Origin of the sequence: Pseudoalteromonas sp. SCSIO 43201, from assembly GCF_023716725.1 — a bacterium.
GTDB classification, from domain to species: domain Bacteria; phylum Pseudomonadota; class Gammaproteobacteria; order Enterobacterales; family Alteromonadaceae; genus Pseudoalteromonas; species Pseudoalteromonas peptidolytica.
In genome coordinates this window covers 3,390,327-3,405,767 of sequence record NZ_CP072683.1, presented here as the reverse complement: position 1 = coordinate 3,405,767, position 15,441 = coordinate 3,390,327, and the positions used below count along the sequence as shown (strand labels likewise).

Genomic DNA, 15,441 nt, shown 5'->3' with positions numbered 1-15,441 from the left:
CCGTGTTACCCCTTAATTTCCACTTTTGATCCTGAACGGATTTTTAATGTGCCTTCGGTGATCACTTGTTGGCCTTCTGCTAAGCCTTTATCAATCGCAACCCAGCCGCTAAAGCGAGTTTGCAAGTGCACCTCGCGTTGTTGGGCTTTGCCCTCTTTGTCAACGATAAAGACATAATGCTTGTCTTGTCGTGGAATAATACTTTTCTCTGGGACGACAAGGGCTTCAAATCTCGCCAGCTCAAGTGCGATGTGCAGCAACATACCTGGGCGTAGCCTATATTCTGTGTTGGTAAAACTTGCTGTAACACGTACTGAACGAGTTTGTTCATTGATGCGCGGATCTATATGGGATACTTTTCCGGTAAATGTTTGTGCTGGATAGGCCTCGCTATTTGCACTCACTTGCATACCTAGTTGCAGTTGAGCTAGGTATTTCTCAGGAACCTGGAAGTCAACTTTGATGATGCTGATGTCATCTAATGTGGTGATCACGGTACTATTATTAACGAAGCTACCTATTGAAACATTTCGAGTACCAAGTAAGCCATCAAAAGGTGCATACACAGTCATTTCTGCCAATTTGGTCTTCGTTGCTTCAAGCTGCGCAGTTAATGAGTCTACTTTAGCTGATTGTGCCTCTAACTGCGAGCGGGCCGCAGATTGGGTTTTGGCGAGATCTTTGAGTCTGTTAAGCTGTCGAATTTCTTCTTTTAGCGTCACTTTTAACGCTTTTATGTCGAGCTTTTCTTCTGCGTCACGTAACTGCACAAGCTTGTCGCCTTGCTTTACTACAGCTCCGTCGTCAAAGTACAGTTGCGCAATGTAATCGCTTTGCGCGCTGGTTACGTTTATGGCTTGATTTGCGCGTGCAGAGCCAATTGAATTAACGGTAATGACACGCTCTTCCTTTGCTACTGTGTGTGCTTGAACCGGTGTTGCCGATACTGCTCTGCCATTTGCTTTTCCTTGGGATGCTGGTAAATATAAATAGCCGCTGATCGCGACTAGCACTATAATAATAAAAGGAAACAGTGCTTTCCCTGATTGATGACGCATATAGGTGACCCAGATTATAATTTGTTTCTAGTTTACAAAAATAAAGGCTAGCAAACTCGACGGCATATCCTGTAAATTTGTGCGTTAAACGAAAATCTAATTCAATTTAAGTATTTGTACCTAAATTAAATATTATGAAAAGCAGTCACTCTTGTAAACGGTGTATCACAATACGTAAATTGGTAGTATGGGCGATCATTATGTACTTTTTTTACACTTGGTATACGTATGCTTGAAGCTAAATTACGTGCAACAGCAAACAGACACGGTGCTGAATTTATGCTTGTCGGTGCCATCGGCCTGGTGGTGATCATGCTTTTTGTCAATCTTCGTGGCACGCCTATTTCGATTATCGAAATATTTCTAGCGAGTGCCATGCTAGTCGCTATCTTTATCGGTTTTTTGAAAAGTCAGCAACCCTACTTTAGTTTATGCTTTAATGAACAAGAGTTTAGCTATGTACACAAGTATGGAGCTTGGTCTCTTCCTATTGTAAACTTTCACTCAAGTGGCATACCGAGCGTGCAACAAGGTATTGAAACACTTGAGTTAAATACAGTTGGTATTAAACTTAATGATATTGACGCATTTTTAATTAATCTAACCCCGAGGCTTGCGGGTAAATTATTGATAGAACAGCGGCATATTTTTTTACAAGCTGTTAAAATACATTGTGAAAATGGCAATTGCCCATCGGAATGGTTAATAGAAGATACAAGTTATCGTTCCAAAGCTGGTAAAGAATACACTGGTTTAATGGCAATGTTTGCAAACCGAATGGATAATTTAAAAACGGTTACAGGTTATGATTTACTTTTGCCTGCGACCGCTTTAGACAGGGATATTTGGCAATTTTCAGCCATGTTAAACCGCTGGAAACTAAACCCTAAAGAGGTGGTAAACGCATTGTTAGAAGAACATACCACCCATTGAAGATGTAACAGGATACACCAATATGAGCTTAGAGACGGCCTATATTAAAAGTGGGCGCAATACCATTATTCACAAAGAGAAGAAATTAGATCTTGTGATTGTTAATGGTGAAGCACACCCAAAAATCATGGTGACGGCCAATGGCTTGGTGCCTTTTAAGGAAGAGCTACCAAGAAACCGAAGAGAAGCGAAAGAGCGCTACCTAGAAGTTGTCCATGTTGCAAGCGTTGATGTGTTTGGGGAAGTGAAGCGCTTGCTATTTATTCAAGCGTTAGATGGCCGTGAGTATAAAGTAGATTACAGCAAAGTGGGCACCAAGTTGTTTGTTCGCATACATCAAGAGAGTTACTTGTAACTTAAATAGGGATTATATGACAGCGTTTAGGGGAAGTTGGTGTTTATTAGCGTTGCTACTTAGCGGCTGTGGCGGAGGCTCAGGTGGTAGTGAGCCTACACAAGTGAGCGCTTCGGTAAACGCTGGAATGGATCAAGAAGTAACTGAAAAGACCGACGTTACTTTGAATGCTACAGGATCTCCTGCAGGGGGAACGTTTAACTGGCAAGTTGTGTCTGGTGCGACAGTGAGTGAGTTTCCCATCACAGATCAACAAGCAAGCTTCGTTGCGCCAGATGTTAAGGCTAATGTCGATTTATTAATCCAAGTGGATTATGTTGCGCCAGATGGCAGTCTTGCCAGCGATCAGGTGATGGTTTCTGTTAAGTCTAATAACCAACTACCACTGGTCAATATTACGCAAACAGCGCCTGAGACACTACCTGCAACATATCAAGATACCATCACTCTTAGCGGCGAGGGATCTTCCGATCCAGATGAAAACGGTCAGATTGTCGCCTATCAATGGCAACAGCTAAGTGGTCCCAACACCATACAGCCGTCAAGTCTGAACAATGCAACATTATCATTTATCCATCCTCTGTTAGATACGGCACAAACCTCAGTGTGGAAGTTGACTGTCACCGATGATGAAGGAGGGCAGGCGAGTAATCAGTTTCCAGTGGGATTATTAGCTAATACCCCAGTCGTGGTCGCGAATGCAGGAAGTGATCAGCAGGTACAAGCCTTTGATACGGTGACGCTAGATGGCTCTAAAAGTGATACAGTGTCTGGTCAAAAGCAGTGTAGTTGGAGGCAAATACCAGCCACAACCACTGTCTCGTTAAGTGCACCAAATGATTGTGTGACCAGTTTTATTGCCCCAGATAAAAATGTGTTATCAAAAGCTGAATTCGAGCTTACAGTAACAGACTCGCAAAACCGCACTGCGACCGATAATGTGGTCGTTGATATTGAGAAAAAACCACTGGGTAAACTCAATGATAGTGGTCAACTTGCTTGCTACGACAACAATACTGCAATTGCCTGCAACAGCGATAGCTTTAGTGGTCAAGACGCCTTACGTGGGCGAGACTATTTTGCAACGCAAGTAGCGAAAGAAGGTCGAGGTAACGCCGGATTTGATTTTACCAAGCTGAACCAGTTTGCTGATGAGTTACCTGATGATGCGACTGACTTTGCCTGTATTAGAGACAATGTGTCAGGACTTATCTGGGAAGTAAAAGAGGCCAGTGCTGGGACGTTACCGAATACCTCTACACGCAACGCACAAAATAGTTATACCTGGGCGTTATCTGTAGATGGCACATTTGCGGAAGGCAGTGTGCAATCAACGGCGAATACCAGCTGCCCGCAAGATAACCACTGTGGAATTCAAGCGCTAATTGATGAAGTTAATAACCCTGCCACTGGAGAGCAAAGCTACTGTGGAGGTAATAATTGGCGTTTACCAACGTACATGGAGCTGCTTGGTTTGTTGGATTTTAGCTATGCAAACTCGGCGGTTATTGATCAATCACTATTTCCCAATTTGCCTGCCTCTGCACTACTTGGGCACCGCTACTATTGGACGACGCAATCAAGTTTAGATGGCACAGGAATAGCGCTTCGACGTGCTTATGTGATAGACATGGATACTGGTAACGATTTTGCGGTTGAAAAGTCGAGTAAGGCATTTGTGAGATTGGTTAGAAACCCATAAGGAGAGCGCTATGAAGCATGTGATTTCGATGCTACTCACGATATTATTTTCAACTGTAGGCTACGCCCAAACGTGTGTTGGTACAGTGACGGATACAAGCCGTTATACGGTAAATGCGAATGGCACGATACTCGATAGTCAAACTGGATTAATGTGGCAGCGTTGTAATTTTGGACAAAGTTACAATAGCACTTCACAAAACTGTGAAGGGGATAGCCAGCAGCTAACATGGCAGCAAGCATTAATAGCAGCCAGCCAAGACAGCTTTGCAGATTTTAGCGATTGGCATGTGCCAAATATCAAGGAATTGGCGAGTATTGTACTACATCAATGTGTTGCGCCTGCTGTCAATGCCACAATATTTCCTACGACAAAAAGTAACAACTATTGGTCTGCAACGACGCAAGCGAGTCAGCCAACATTTGCGTGGGCATATCAGTTTGCGGATGGTAAGAATAACCCAACCAATAAAACATCGGATGCCTTTGTTCGATTAGTGCGCTACTATCAGTAAGCACGTTACTGTCGCTTTTTGGCCTACCCCGTAGTCAGTTCTTAGCGTGGTAGGCAGATAACTAACTTATCGTTTATACATTTCACTCTACATTAATTCTTTCGACCTGCACGCAGTTTTCATCTATCTAAAATGGCTTTGGGAATGTTTGATATTTTGCTACTCTCTCGAAGTATTTTATTTCTTATATACTACACAGGAGGCCATGTGAATCGATTAATCAGTGCGATAGCCGTGTCTTGTGCAGTATTGACCACTTCGGTACAGGCAAAAAGTAAATGTGACGTTGAGCTTGGACATGGTCTTATTATTACGGATAATGAAATCCGAATTGTTGACGACGGACAAACGCGTATTCAAATCAACAACGATAGCCAGCTTTTTATTCTTGGACGCTGGATTGAGCTTGACCAACAAGGCGAGGCTGTGGTTCGTGAATACTCGCTAGGTATTCGAGATACGGTACCAGAGTTAGTTAACTTAGCTACGGATGGGGTCAATTTAGGGTTAAGTGCCATTGAGCAGGTCGTCGAAGGTATGTCAGATAAAGAGCCCGAGGTACTCAAAACTCAGCTGCAATATGTTGAACGTGCACTCATGGACAAGTTCAAACGCGGTGATGATTTCTTTTTTATCGCACCACAATCATTGTCAAAAATTGATGATTTTTTTACTAAGGAAATTAGCCAAAAAATTCATTCTGCTGTGCATGGCTCGTTAGGGTCGATCCTCGTTTCTTTAGGTGATGCGTTTAAGTCTCGAGAAGGCAATATTGAAGATAGGATTAATGATATGGGGCAGCGTATGGAGATCATCTCAAAAGAGATAGACAAGTCACTACAGAAAAAAGCCCATCAGTTAGAGGAAAAAGCCGAAGAGTATTGTGAGTGCTTAAACTCGTTGGATAAAACGGAAGAAAAACTACAGCGTATAGTCCCTGAGTTGGTAGCTTATGATCTAGTCCAGATCCGTTCTTAAGTGATAACACTTACTGGCGTTTTCTCGACTCAGCTTGTGCCAAGTCGATGAGAGTCCGATAACATTAAAATAGTCTTGCCAAACTTGCCAGTAGTGCTTTTGCATCAATGAGACCGGATAATTTGAGCCTAACATTAAGCTATCTTCACCAGCATGGTCAATGAGGTGGCTTAGCCATTTGTCCAGCGCCATCGGGTTTTGGAGCATCTCATGGCCGGAGCACTTAATCATGACATTCTTTAAGGTACTGATCCGCTGTAAGACAGCCGTACATGGTTGTGTTTGTTCTATAAACCCTGCATGATTAAACACGATTTTTAGGCGAGGGTGGCGCTGTGCCAGTGTCAGTAATAATTCTATTGTGTCGCACTGTGAGAAAGCTAACTGCGCTTCAAAATGCAAGCCCAATGATGCAAGGTAGATTAGATTTTCTTGCAGCCAAGGCGTATGCAAACGGCGACTATCTGCGCCTTCCGTAATATCTCTTACTGCAACAAGCGTCGGCGTCATGAGGCGAGTAATGGCTGCACTAAACTGTTTTGGGGGGGCATCAATCGGTGCGTAGCCAACGGCTTTAAATGGAAACCCTGTGAGAGTTTGTGCTAACCAATGCAGCTCGTTGATAGGATGTTGATTATCAAAACCGGCTTCAATATGCACCAGCCCAGCCAAAGTAAATCGATCATGAGCAGGAATGCTTGCGAGGTGGTGATTTTGCCTGATCTGCGCTAAGTTCGGCCAAGCTGGTGGATTGTGCTTGAGCCAAGAGTATTGACCCTGTGCCAAATCAAAAAAGTGTAGGTGGGTATCAATAATCGGTAGGCTCATTGTAGGCTCTCTGCTTGCTACTGTGCGGTATAACCGCCATCAATACTTTGTAAGCTGCCGGTAATAAAGCTGGCGTCTTCACTGAGTAAAAAAGCCACAAGTGCCGCAACTTCCTGAGGTTGTCCCAAGCGCTCTAGCGGTTGTAATTTTGCTTCCTCAGCGACTATCTGTGATTTGTCGGCGCCACTTCGTTGACAGTAATTGTCAATGGCATGGTGGAATAGCGGCGTTTCAATTGTACCTGGACATACCGCATTAGCGCGGATATTAAATTTAGCGTAATCCAACGCCGTGGTTTTAGCCATAGAAGCGAGTGCACACTTACTCAGGTTATAAGCAAAAGAGTTAGGCTTACCAACCAGCGCTTGATCCGACGAAATTAACACGATACTTCCGGCTTTTTGTGCCTTCATACTGGGTAATACGGCTTGAATAGCAGCGTAAGCACCTTTTACATTTAGCGCGAATAAAGCGTCAAATGTCGCTTCATCGGTGTCTTCAATCGTTGCGCTTAGGTGTTTGCCGGCGTTTGAAACCAGCGCATCAATATGGCCTACTTCTGTCACAATTTCAGAAATGACACCCTTTACATCAGCGACTTTACTAACATCACAGTGACGAAAAATACCCTGCTCGCAAGGCACTATATCTAGATTATAAACTGTGTAATGTTGCGATAGCAGCTTGTTGACAATGGCTTGGCCAATGCCAAAGCTGCCACCGGTAACGATGGCAACTTTTTTCATAACTTAATGTCCGCAACCACCTTCTGCATGCACGTGACCATGGGAAATTTCTTCCGCTGTGGCTTCACGTACAGAGATGATTTCAACAGCAAATGTTAGTGTTTTACCGGCAAATGGGTGGTTTAAATCACAATCTGCGTTAAAACGACCAACTTTTACGATTTTTACTTGATGACGTCCCTGATTTGAATCAACGATAGCTGTCATGCCTGGTTTCCACACTTTGCTATCACCAAGACCTTGTAGGTGTTTGATAGGGATACGTTGCACTAAGCCTTCTTGGTACTCCCCATAGGCTTGCTCTGGAGTTAAGGTTACTGTAAAGCTATCACCACCTGTTTTGCCTTCAAGTTCACTTTCAAGCCCTGGTAGCATGCCTTCAGTGCCGTGAAGATAGTTTAGCGGATCGCCATTTTTGCTAGACTCGATTTGGCTGTCACCTTCATGAAGTGTGTAGTGAAACTCTACCACTGTGTTCTTTGCAATTTGCATAAGTAAACCTTAAATAATTAGTCCTAGGTGATGTTTGCTGCATCAACCGGTAAAGGTAGTAGTTTACGTGAGTGGCATTCTGGGACGCAAGTTTCTCGAGATTAATTCGGCTCTTCATTTGCCAAAGGTTTCCCATGGCGAAGTAACGACTGGATGACTTTTACCCTATTGACGGGGGCGGGGGGAAGCGGTTCTTGTTGATGCTGCTGCATATCTACCGCTGGCAGTAGTAAGGTCAATACTTTCCCTGGTTTAATCAGTGTTTGTGCAGTAAGTGAATTCCAATTGAGTAAGTCTTTTACCGCAACATTGTATCGACGGCTTATCGTCCATAACGATTCTCCCGTTTTGACAGTATGGTGATGCGCACGTTGAGGTAACGGCTTAGCTTCAATTTCCTTTATATAGGGACTTATTTCATGGTCAATGAGCCACTGTTGTTGGGCTGTGTTTTTGGATATCCGTAATGTTTCTCCCACGCGGATTAAGTTAGAGGTTTTATTGTTAAGCGCCTTTAGCGCTGTCACACTCATGCCCGCATTAAGTGCGATACGATATAGGGTGTCATTAGCTTTGACGGTGTAGCCGTGACTAAAGTTGTCTCTAAAAAATGCGCTTTGTAATAATGCTTTTTGGGGCAGTGGTAATAGCACGACATGTGGCCCACTTGGTGAGCTTCGGTGCTTTAAAAAGCCTTGATTTAACGCGTATATTTCGCGCTTATCTATCCCACTTAGCTTAGCGAGTTGCCCAATATCAAACTGTTGGCCGATATCTAGTACGGATGTTGTGGCGTGATTTGGTAAACTGGGAATAGTAAAATCTGAAGGCGCGGTTTTTAATAAATGGCTGAGTGCGAGCAACTTAGGCACATACTCAGCAGTTTCTTTTGGTAATTTCAGATGCCAAAAGTGTGTTGGTTTCCCAGCTTTTTTATTTTTCGCAATGGCTTTTTTGACTCGTCCCTCACCACTATTATATGCCGCAAGTGCGTGTAGCCAGTCACCATTAAAACGTTGGTGTAAATATAAAAGGTACTCCAAGGCTACGTCGGTTGAGGCTAAAACGTCTTGTCGTCCGTCATACCATTTGTCTTTTTTAATCCCAAAATGATAGGCAGTGGCATCAACTAGCTGCCAAACTCCGACTGCATTTTGGGTAGATTTGGCTCTAGGCCTAAAGTCACTTTCAACAAATGGCAGCAAAGCGATTTCCATTGGCAGCCCTTTACTTTCTACTTTATTGACTACGTGATAGAAGTATGGAACCGCCCGCTGATTAACGACCTGAAGATAATTAGGTTGTGATAAATACCATTTTATACGTTTATCCAGCCGAGGATGAGAAGCAGTATTAAAGCTAAGCCGATGACGAACATATTGCCACAAATCATCCTCATGAGTGGAGCTTATGTTCTTTTTGGGTGTAATTACTTTAGGCTCCGGGGACGCTTCTGGTTGTTTTGCAGGCACTACGGGCACTTGGGTAAGCGCGGACAAAATGGCTTGTCTGCTTACTTGTACACTGCTGCTACTTTTACACCCGCTGAGTGTGACCATCAGCACAACAGCATATAGCGTTATTAAGACTCTGTTCATCCTTTAACTATACCGAGAGGCTAAGTATTATTCAAAGTCAGTTTGTTGTTGAATATGCTGCCATTGTGATATTGCACGTTGTTGTTGCTGCTTATTTGAGTACAAAGTGGTTATTTTTTCAATAACTTGCTGTTCTTTGGTCTGATTTAGTAAGGTGAAAAATTTGTCCGGGATAGAGAGCATATTAGGTTTATATGGCTTTCCTGTTGCAGGTAACACCCAGCTTAGTGGTCTGGAGCGTAGAGTCTGGAGTGCCTGTTGCCACTGTTGCCAATGCTTTCTATGTACTAAGGGGACTAAATCGACATTGTAGCCACCAATTAGCCCCTGCGAATGAGGAAGGTAGATGGTGAGATCTGAGCCTGTGAATCCTGTAAAATTTGCAATGTTAACTTCTACTTCGCCTAAATTCAAAGAGGTGATGTGGGTATCAAGGGTCTCACTTGAACGAAAGTGAGTTATGCGCTCTGACCAGCTTGCCACTCTTTGTTTGGCAATCGTCAGCTTTTCTTGCCAAGCCCCCTGCTGGTCTTTATCTAGAGTGGAAACTCTGGTCTTACTCAGGTCAATACTTTGTTCAAACAGCGCTAATTGTGCAGCGAAAGCCTGCTGTAGCTTATCGCCAGAAGTCTTTGTTGGGCTTAACCATACCAGTTTTGGAAAAGCATGCTGTAGTAACGCGATGCTAGTATCTTGCTTTATATCTGAATGTAGTGACACCGCATAGCAAAGAGGGACGCTGAATTGACTTTGTAGTGTTGAAATGAGCGCTTCTGTTGCGACCAGATCACCATGGATAGAAGCGAGTAGTGCACAGCGCTGACCAACCACTAAAGCCTGATTGGGGATCAGTGGCTGGTTTTTTCCTTGAACAAAGTAAACCGAATCATTTAGCTGATGAAGCGAAATTGCATTGCTCGCGCTGCTGCGAAAGCTTATTACCGATAACACTAGACTCATAAGTAAAGTGATGTGGTATAGCAGCGGTTTACAGATGTTTATCACTTTGTATCGCCAGATGTTGGTGTGAGCTTATCAAGGAGAGAGGAGACAAAATCAGCATCTTGCTGTTGTTTCAATTCTAGTGCTTGTAAATCGTGACATAAGTGCAAAGCGGCAAGCAGCAGTGCACTATGGTCATTACGAACGGTTGAACGTTTACGCATTTCTTCAACACGCCTATCAAGTAGCGCTACGGCATTATGTAGCGCTTGCTCTTGATCTGGTGCGCACGCGAATTGATGCGACTTGCCAAGCAACGTGACTGTTACTTGGTTATTTTGCTCAGACATTAGCTCGCCTGTTGGGTCTGCAACTTATCTAGTAAGCCCGATAAAGAAGAGCTAAATTCTTTTTGCTTTTCTTCACTTTCTAGCATTTCGAGCTGTAATGTTTCATTTTCATCGATGAGTTTTTGATTTTGTTCTTTCAGTGCCGAAACTTCCAATTTTAACTGATTATTTTGGCTCAAAAGTTGGTCAATCAACTGGTCGAGTTTTTGGAGATCTTGGTTATTCATAAATGCGCTCATATGACTGTGATTTGTCATGCAAATGTAAAACAAAGCGGCCGAGGATGCTAGTGTTTACGCGACTTTCTGCTGATTTTTCTCAACTTTTAAGCGATAATAGCGGTATTCGAATATTTTGTTCATAAGTGATTCAGATTAAAGTTAAAAATAGATGAATAACTGCTCAAACTTAATCCGTTTCAATTAGCAAGCTACTTTTAGCAAGGCAGGTTTATGCTCAGTTACAGACACTCTTTTCATGCAGGTAACCCTGCCGACGTAATAAAACATTTAGTATTGGCGGAAGTATTGTCATATATGGTCAAAAAAGAGAAGCCTTTTGACTATGTTGATACACATTCAGGCGCAGGCTTTTTTGAACTTGCAAGCGATGATGCGCAAAAAACTCAAGAGTATTTGCAAGGGATCGCAAAATTGTGGCAATACTCAGGCGCTGTGACAGCTATTAGCGACTATGTTTGTTTGATTAAATCGTTTAATGAAGGAGAGCGACTGAGTCATTATCCAGGTTCGCCAAAAGTTGCTGAGCATTACTTACGCCGCCAAGATAAAGGATGGTTTTTTGAGCTACATCCGAGGGATCTTGAACTATTGCAACAAAATACTGCGCATAAAAAGTCATTACGAGTAACTGGTAGTGATGGTTTTAAAGGGTTGCAGGGCCTAGTGCCACCGGCATCAAGACGTGCTTGTGTATTAATGGATCCGCCCTATGAGATAAAGTCGGATTATGACGTTGCTGTACAAAGCATCATTAAAGCATACAAAAAGTTTGACTCTGGTGTGTATATGATTTGGTATCCGGTTGTAGACCGAGCGCGCATTGACGCCATGGAGTCACAGCTCATCGACTCTGGTATTCGTAATATCCAGTTATTCGAGCTCGCGACCCGTGCAGATACCCAAGAAAGAGGAATGACGGCATCGGGCATGTTAGTGATTAATCCACCTTGGACGTTAAAAAAGACGATGGATGCGGTGCTGCCTGAACTTGTCACTTTGCTTGCTGAAGAAGAAGGGGCATTTTATCGCAGTATTCAGCTAGTTGAAGAGTAGGGTTGTAAGTCACCTGAGTGCTGGATAATGCAAAGCTTTTCTTGCTCTTTATCCACACTCAAGGTAACAAGAATAGGGTTACTTTTTAACAAATTTTGTCAAGATTACAATGTTCTGACCTTCAACTCTTCCTTCAATATGTTCGGAGTTGGAAGGTGACAGGCGGATATTTCGCACCGCAGTACCACGTTTAGCCACTAAACTACTGCCTTTTACGTCTAGGTCTTTGATCAAGGTAACGGTATCTCCGGCATTTAACTTCACGCCATTGCTGTCAAGGTGCACAATATCGTCATCTTCCGCAAGTACTTGTTCAGCCCATGCTTGGGTATCATCTTCTAGATAAAGCATATCTAACGCATCTTGCGCCCAGCCATTCTCAGTAGCTAAACGGTTAAGCATACGATAAGCCACGACTTGTACCGCAGGTACTTGACTCCACATGCTGTCATTTAAACAGTGCCAATGGTTAGCGTTTAAGTCTTGTTGACCTTCAACTTGGTCTTTACAAAGCTGACAAAGGTACACGCATTTATCTGAATGCGCTTCGTTGACTGGTGGTACCTCGTAGACGTCAAGGTTTGTAGTTGATGTGCATAATTCACATTGATTGTTACTGCGCTCAGCTAGCGCGGCAGCGATAGTCATAATAACTTCCCAAGCTATAAAGCGGTGATTATAGCAATAAACGCACTTGATACTCAGCTAGAAAAGGGCAAATTATACCAATTCTCTTAATTAAGTGGTCTTTTTTGGAGGCGAGAAAACCTTGTCGATAACCCTGCTTCCGCGTCCTGCTCACGCCGAGGTACCTACACCCGTGTAGGCAAGGCAAAATGTTGCTACTTAGTTGTTCTAAATGAGAATATTTAACGCTGTTAGCGTCAGATTTATACCAACTTGCTTAATTAAGTGGTCTATTTTGAGGCGAGAAAATCTTGTCGATAACACCGCTTCCGCGTCCTGCTCACGCCGAGGTACCTACGTCCTGTAGGCAAGGCAAAAATTTTGCTATTTAGTTGTTCTAAATGAGAAATTTTAACGCTGTTAGCGTCAGATTTACTCCTTCAAATTGAACAAGTATTAAGTCAAATTGGTATTACTCCTTCAAATTGAGCAAGTATTAAGGCTAAGTGGTATTGTGCAAGCTTGCGTTACATCAATTTGCTAATGCGTGATTAACTGACGTGTTTTTGTTGAGTGGGAGTGTGCTGCTGTATTGCCGCTCAATTCTTTCGAATTCTCCCGCTTGCTTTAAGGCTGCAATCGCTTGATTGAGAGGCTTGAGTAGCTTTTTATGTTTAGCAAGTAAGCGAAATGCCAGCATGCCTTCGGAGTGTAATTGATTAAAGATAAAAGCAACACCAAGCTGCTCTGACCAATATTGAGCAGGTAAGTCACCGATAATAATGTAGTCAATACGTTTCAATTTTAACGCTAATAACAATTCTCTTTCAGAGGCAAAGTCCACTCGATGAAACTGGTTATCGTCGTGGTAATAGTAGCCTCGAACAGTCCCAACCTTTTTTCCTGTAAGCGTTAAAGCGGGAGGGTGCGATGGACGAGTCACAATATATTCTCTAATGCTAAGTATTGGCTCCGAGTAGATATATCGAGGGTCTTTTTTCTGTTCATCATTTAGCCAGTCTGGGCTAATAATATCAAAGTCAATCTGCTGCTGTTCCAAATATGCGTTAGTACGCTTAGCTGGAAGTAGTAGGTTTTCCCCCCGGATCTCTGCATGGCTCAATATTGCTTCGACTGTTTCTGGAAATATACCAGGTTTTTCGGGGTTATGAGTAAAGTAGGGATAAAAGCTACCCGAACCACTTAAACTATATTTTAAGTAGGGGGTGAGGTCAGCTTTAACAAAGCTTGTGAAAGTAAAGAACCAAAGAATTAAAATTTGCTTCATAGTCCCATCTTAGCTTAACTGCTCAAATAAAGACAAGGGAGCGCTGAAGCTTTTAATAAGTAACCTAGACTTGGTATAACTCATTTCCTGCTCCAAGTTCAGGTCAAGTACTATCTGTTTTATCTATATTGTAATCAAGCTGCTGTAAAACCACACTTAAAATGAATAGGTGGTAACTTTTGGTTATAAGTGTTGTAAAATATAGAAACTTTTTATTGCCCAAGGCGTAACCATATTATACGCTTCCAGATACGTGGTTTCCTTTTGGCTTCTAAAGGATACGAATGTTAATGAGTGGTCCGGTGACTGAAATTCGCAAATCAGCAGTACAGTATATTGCTAGGCAGGCTATTTTGCGGCCTGATCAGGAAGTTTTTGCCTATGAGCTGCTTTATCGTGACTCAGACAATAACGCGTTTCCTGTTGGGGTGAGCGATGGTCAAGCAACCGGCCGAATGTTCTTTAACTCGCTTATGTTTATCGGGGTAGACCGATTAGCCGCAGGGCAGTTAGCCTTTATTAATCTCTCCGATGAATCACTATTACAAGAGTTGCCAAAACTACTTTCTCCACAAAAAATTGTGATTGAGATAGTGGAGCGTTCGAAAGATATTCCTTCTTTAGTGAATACTGTGACTAAACTCACGCAAAAAGGCTACCGCTTTGCTCTGGATGATTATGATGGTGATGCTAAGTGGGAGCCGTTATTACCGTTAGTAGAGTTTGTCAAAGTGGAAGTTGAGCAGCCGGTCATAAAAACAAATATGGCTGTGAAGCGGCTGAAGCGACAGTTTCCTGATATAAAAGTCATCGTTGAGCGGATCGAAACAAAAGACGAATTTGAGCTTATCAAAACCTCAGGCGCTGACTATTTTCAAGGCTTCTTTTTCGCTAAACCGGAAATGCTCAATCACGGTAATGTTGAACCATCAAAAATGGTGGTATTCCAGCTGCTACAGGCGACAGCCAAAAAATCACTTTGTTTCAAAGAAATACAATCTCGGGTGAGTAAAGATCTTAGCTTAACAGCCAGATTATTGAAGCTTGCCAATGCCAGAGCTGGAGAAGAAAGATTAGAAATTAAGTCAATTTCTCAAGCGGTTGTATATCTCGGTGAAGATGCAATAAGACAGTTTGTTAAAGTTCTTGCGCTGAGTGAACTTGGTTCTGATAAGCCAAGTGAGCTTACTAGAATGGGCTTAGTACGTGCTAAATTTGTAGAGACCTTTCTCATGCCTGGTGGTGAAGAAATGGCTGAAACGGGCTACTTATTGGGATTGATGTCTATTTTGGATGTTATCCTCGATGTTGAGCTTGCTGTTATTGCATCTGAGTTTTCACTTGATGATTCACTCTCAAGTGCACTGCTGAGCTATCAGGGGTTGCTGGGGGGCGCTTTGCGTTTGGCGTTTGAAATTGAGCGGAACGATTGGAAAGAAGCCGAGCGTATACTAAAAGCGATTAGACCTGCCACACCAACCAACTATTTATATGATATGGCGCTCGCTAGTAGAGCGTATGCGGATGATATTCTCTCCATCGTTACCGAAGAGATTGAATAATACCAATTTGACTTAATACTTGCTCAATTTGAAGGAGTAAATCTGACGCTAACAGCGTTAAAAATTACTCATTTAGAACAACTAAATAGCAAAATTTTTTCCTAGTTATCGACAAGATTTTCTCGCCTCAAAATAGACCACTTAATTAAGCAAATTGGTATAAAACCTCTACT

At 42.7% G+C, this 15,441-nt stretch carries 17 protein-coding genes; 7 read left to right on the top strand and 10 right to left on the bottom strand.

What is annotated here, in order from left to right; all coding sequences use genetic code 11:
* Positions 1-5: 5 nt before the first annotated feature.
* A complete protein-coding gene (locus J8Z24_RS14810; RefSeq protein WP_147389874.1) occupies positions 6-1,058 on the bottom strand; it encodes an efflux RND transporter periplasmic adaptor subunit in 1,053 nt (350 codons plus the stop codon).
* Positions 1,059-1,286: 228 nt separating this feature from the next.
* Between J8Z24_RS14810 and J8Z24_RS14805 the strand changes: the two genes are divergently transcribed.
* The 5 genes from J8Z24_RS14805 to J8Z24_RS14785 all read left to right on the top strand — a co-directional run bounded on the left by J8Z24_RS14805 (position 1,287) and on the right by J8Z24_RS14785 (position 5,540).
* On the top strand, positions 1,287-1,991 hold the full coding sequence (locus J8Z24_RS14805) for a DUF2982 domain-containing protein (RefSeq protein ID WP_125252156.1): 705 nt from the start codon (positions 1,287-1,289) through the stop codon (positions 1,989-1,991).
* A 22-nt stretch (positions 1,992-2,013) separates the two neighbouring features.
* A complete protein-coding gene (locus tag J8Z24_RS14800; protein ID WP_125252155.1) occupies positions 2,014-2,346 on the top strand; it encodes a hypothetical protein in 333 nt (110 codons plus the stop codon).
* Positions 2,347-2,362: 16 nt separating this feature from the next.
* The gene (locus J8Z24_RS14795; RefSeq protein ID WP_176032558.1) at positions 2,363-4,048 is read left to right on the top strand and encodes an Lcl C-terminal domain-containing protein; all 1,686 of its coding nucleotides are present in this window, start codon (positions 2,363-2,365) and stop codon (positions 4,046-4,048) included.
* Positions 4,049-4,058: 10 nt separating this feature from the next.
* Positions 4,059-4,562, top strand: coding sequence for an Lcl C-terminal domain-containing protein (locus J8Z24_RS14790; protein WP_128729815.1), 504 nt, complete (start codon positions 4,059-4,061; stop codon positions 4,560-4,562).
* 207 nt (positions 4,563-4,769) lie between these two features.
* Positions 4,770-5,540, top strand: coding sequence for a YggN family protein (locus J8Z24_RS14785; protein ID WP_128729816.1), 771 nt, complete (start codon positions 4,770-4,772; stop codon positions 5,538-5,540).
* Here the strand turns inward: J8Z24_RS14785 and J8Z24_RS14780 are convergent.
* From J8Z24_RS14780 to J8Z24_RS14750, 7 genes are all read right to left on the bottom strand, one after another.
* A complete protein-coding gene (locus J8Z24_RS14780) occupies positions 5,520-6,368 on the bottom strand; it encodes an amidohydrolase family protein (protein WP_252094905.1) in 849 nt (282 codons plus the stop codon). The two genes, J8Z24_RS14785 and J8Z24_RS14780, sit on opposite strands and share 21 nt — an antisense overlap.
* Before the next feature lie 17 nt (positions 6,369-6,385).
* Complete coding sequence (locus J8Z24_RS14775) at positions 6,386-7,114, bottom strand: SDR family NAD(P)-dependent oxidoreductase (protein ID WP_252094904.1); 729 nt, start codon at positions 7,112-7,114, stop codon at positions 6,386-6,388.
* A gap of 3 nt (positions 7,115-7,117) precedes the next feature.
* Complete coding sequence (locus tag J8Z24_RS14770; RefSeq protein WP_252094903.1) at positions 7,118-7,606, bottom strand: FKBP-type peptidyl-prolyl cis-trans isomerase; 489 nt, start codon at positions 7,604-7,606, stop codon at positions 7,118-7,120.
* 101 nt (positions 7,607-7,707) lie between these two features.
* Positions 7,708-9,204 (bottom strand): LysM peptidoglycan-binding domain-containing protein, encoded by a 1,497-nt coding sequence (locus J8Z24_RS14765; RefSeq protein WP_252094902.1) that lies wholly within the window; start codon positions 9,202-9,204, stop codon positions 7,708-7,710.
* A gap of 27 nt (positions 9,205-9,231) precedes the next feature.
* Entirely contained in the window at positions 9,232-10,164 is a 933-nt protein-coding gene (locus J8Z24_RS14760) for a hypothetical protein (protein WP_176032600.1), read from the bottom strand.
* 41 nt (positions 10,165-10,205) lie between these two features.
* The gene (locus tag J8Z24_RS14755; RefSeq protein WP_125252148.1) at positions 10,206-10,496 is read right to left on the bottom strand and encodes a cell division protein ZapA; all 291 of its coding nucleotides are present in this window, start codon (positions 10,494-10,496) and stop codon (positions 10,206-10,208) included.
* On the bottom strand, positions 10,496-10,723 hold the full coding sequence (locus J8Z24_RS14750) for a DUF904 domain-containing protein (protein ID WP_125252147.1): 228 nt from the start codon (positions 10,721-10,723) through the stop codon (positions 10,496-10,498). The genes J8Z24_RS14755 and J8Z24_RS14750 overlap by 1 nt, the downstream gene beginning before the upstream one ends.
* Before the next feature lie 225 nt (positions 10,724-10,948).
* Here J8Z24_RS14750 and J8Z24_RS14745 point away from each other — a divergent pair, with 225 nt between their 5' ends.
* Positions 10,949-11,791, top strand: coding sequence for a 23S rRNA (adenine(2030)-N(6))-methyltransferase RlmJ (locus tag J8Z24_RS14745; RefSeq protein WP_147389861.1), 843 nt, complete (start codon positions 10,949-10,951; stop codon positions 11,789-11,791).
* A gap of 78 nt (positions 11,792-11,869) precedes the next feature.
* Here J8Z24_RS14745 and J8Z24_RS14740 read toward each other — a convergent pair whose 3' ends face one another.
* Both J8Z24_RS14740 and J8Z24_RS14735 read right to left on the bottom strand, forming a co-directional pair.
* Positions 11,870-12,439 (bottom strand): PhnA domain-containing protein, encoded by a 570-nt coding sequence (locus J8Z24_RS14740; protein ID WP_128729821.1) that lies wholly within the window; start codon positions 12,437-12,439, stop codon positions 11,870-11,872.
* Positions 12,440-12,950: 511 nt separating this feature from the next.
* Positions 12,951-13,706: a substrate-binding periplasmic protein gene (locus J8Z24_RS14735; RefSeq protein WP_252094901.1), complete on the bottom strand. Its 756-nt coding sequence runs from the start codon at positions 13,704-13,706 to the stop codon at positions 12,951-12,953.
* A gap of 284 nt (positions 13,707-13,990) precedes the next feature.
* On the opposite strand from J8Z24_RS14735, the gene J8Z24_RS14730 reads away from it, so the two are divergent.
* Entirely contained in the window at positions 13,991-15,268 is a 1,278-nt protein-coding gene (locus J8Z24_RS14730) for an EAL and HDOD domain-containing protein (protein ID WP_252094900.1), read from the top strand.
* The last annotated feature ends 173 nt before the right edge of the window (positions 15,269-15,441 follow it).

Bases quoted from the DNA above. Each gene is read 5' to 3' on its own strand.
- J8Z24_RS14775 (WP_252094904.1), bottom strand. From the start codon at position 7,114: ATGAAAAAAGTTGCCATCGTTACCGGTGGCAGCTTTGGCATTGGCCAA.
- J8Z24_RS14770 (WP_252094903.1), bottom strand. From the start codon at position 7,606: ATGCAAATTGCAAAGAACACAGTGGTAGAGTTTCACTACACACTTCAT.
- J8Z24_RS14750 (WP_125252147.1), bottom strand. From the start codon at position 10,723: ATGAATAACCAAGATCTCCAAAAACTCGACCAGTTGATTGACCAACTT.
- J8Z24_RS14800 (WP_125252155.1), top strand. From the start codon at position 2,014: ATGAGCTTAGAGACGGCCTATATTAAAAGTGGGCGCAATACCATTATT.
- J8Z24_RS14795 (WP_176032558.1), top strand. From the start codon at position 2,363: ATGACAGCGTTTAGGGGAAGTTGGTGTTTATTAGCGTTGCTACTTAGC.
- J8Z24_RS14760 (WP_176032600.1), bottom strand. From the start codon at position 10,164: ATGAGTCTAGTGTTATCGGTAATAAGCTTTCGCAGCAGCGCGAGCAAT.
- J8Z24_RS14765 (WP_252094902.1), bottom strand. From the start codon at position 9,204: ATGAACAGAGTCTTAATAACGCTATATGCTGTTGTGCTGATGGTCACA.
- J8Z24_RS14755 (WP_125252148.1), bottom strand. From the start codon at position 10,496: ATGTCTGAGCAAAATAACCAAGTAACAGTCACGTTGCTTGGCAAGTCG.
- J8Z24_RS14805 (WP_125252156.1), top strand. From the start codon at position 1,287: ATGCTTGAAGCTAAATTACGTGCAACAGCAAACAGACACGGTGCTGAA.
- J8Z24_RS14780 (WP_252094905.1), bottom strand. From the start codon at position 6,368: ATGAGCCTACCGATTATTGATACCCACCTACACTTTTTTGATTTGGCA.
- J8Z24_RS14740 (WP_128729821.1), bottom strand. From the start codon at position 12,439: ATGACTATCGCTGCCGCGCTAGCTGAGCGCAGTAACAATCAATGTGAA.
- J8Z24_RS14790 (WP_128729815.1), top strand. From the start codon at position 4,059: ATGAAGCATGTGATTTCGATGCTACTCACGATATTATTTTCAACTGTA.
- J8Z24_RS14745 (WP_147389861.1), top strand. From the start codon at position 10,949: ATGCTCAGTTACAGACACTCTTTTCATGCAGGTAACCCTGCCGACGTA.
- J8Z24_RS14735 (WP_252094901.1), bottom strand. From the start codon at position 13,706: ATGAAGCAAATTTTAATTCTTTGGTTCTTTACTTTCACAAGCTTTGTT.
- J8Z24_RS14730 (WP_252094900.1), top strand. From the start codon at position 13,991: ATGTTAATGAGTGGTCCGGTGACTGAAATTCGCAAATCAGCAGTACAG.
- J8Z24_RS14810 (WP_147389874.1), bottom strand. From the start codon at position 1,058: ATGCGTCATCAATCAGGGAAAGCACTGTTTCCTTTTATTATTATAGTG.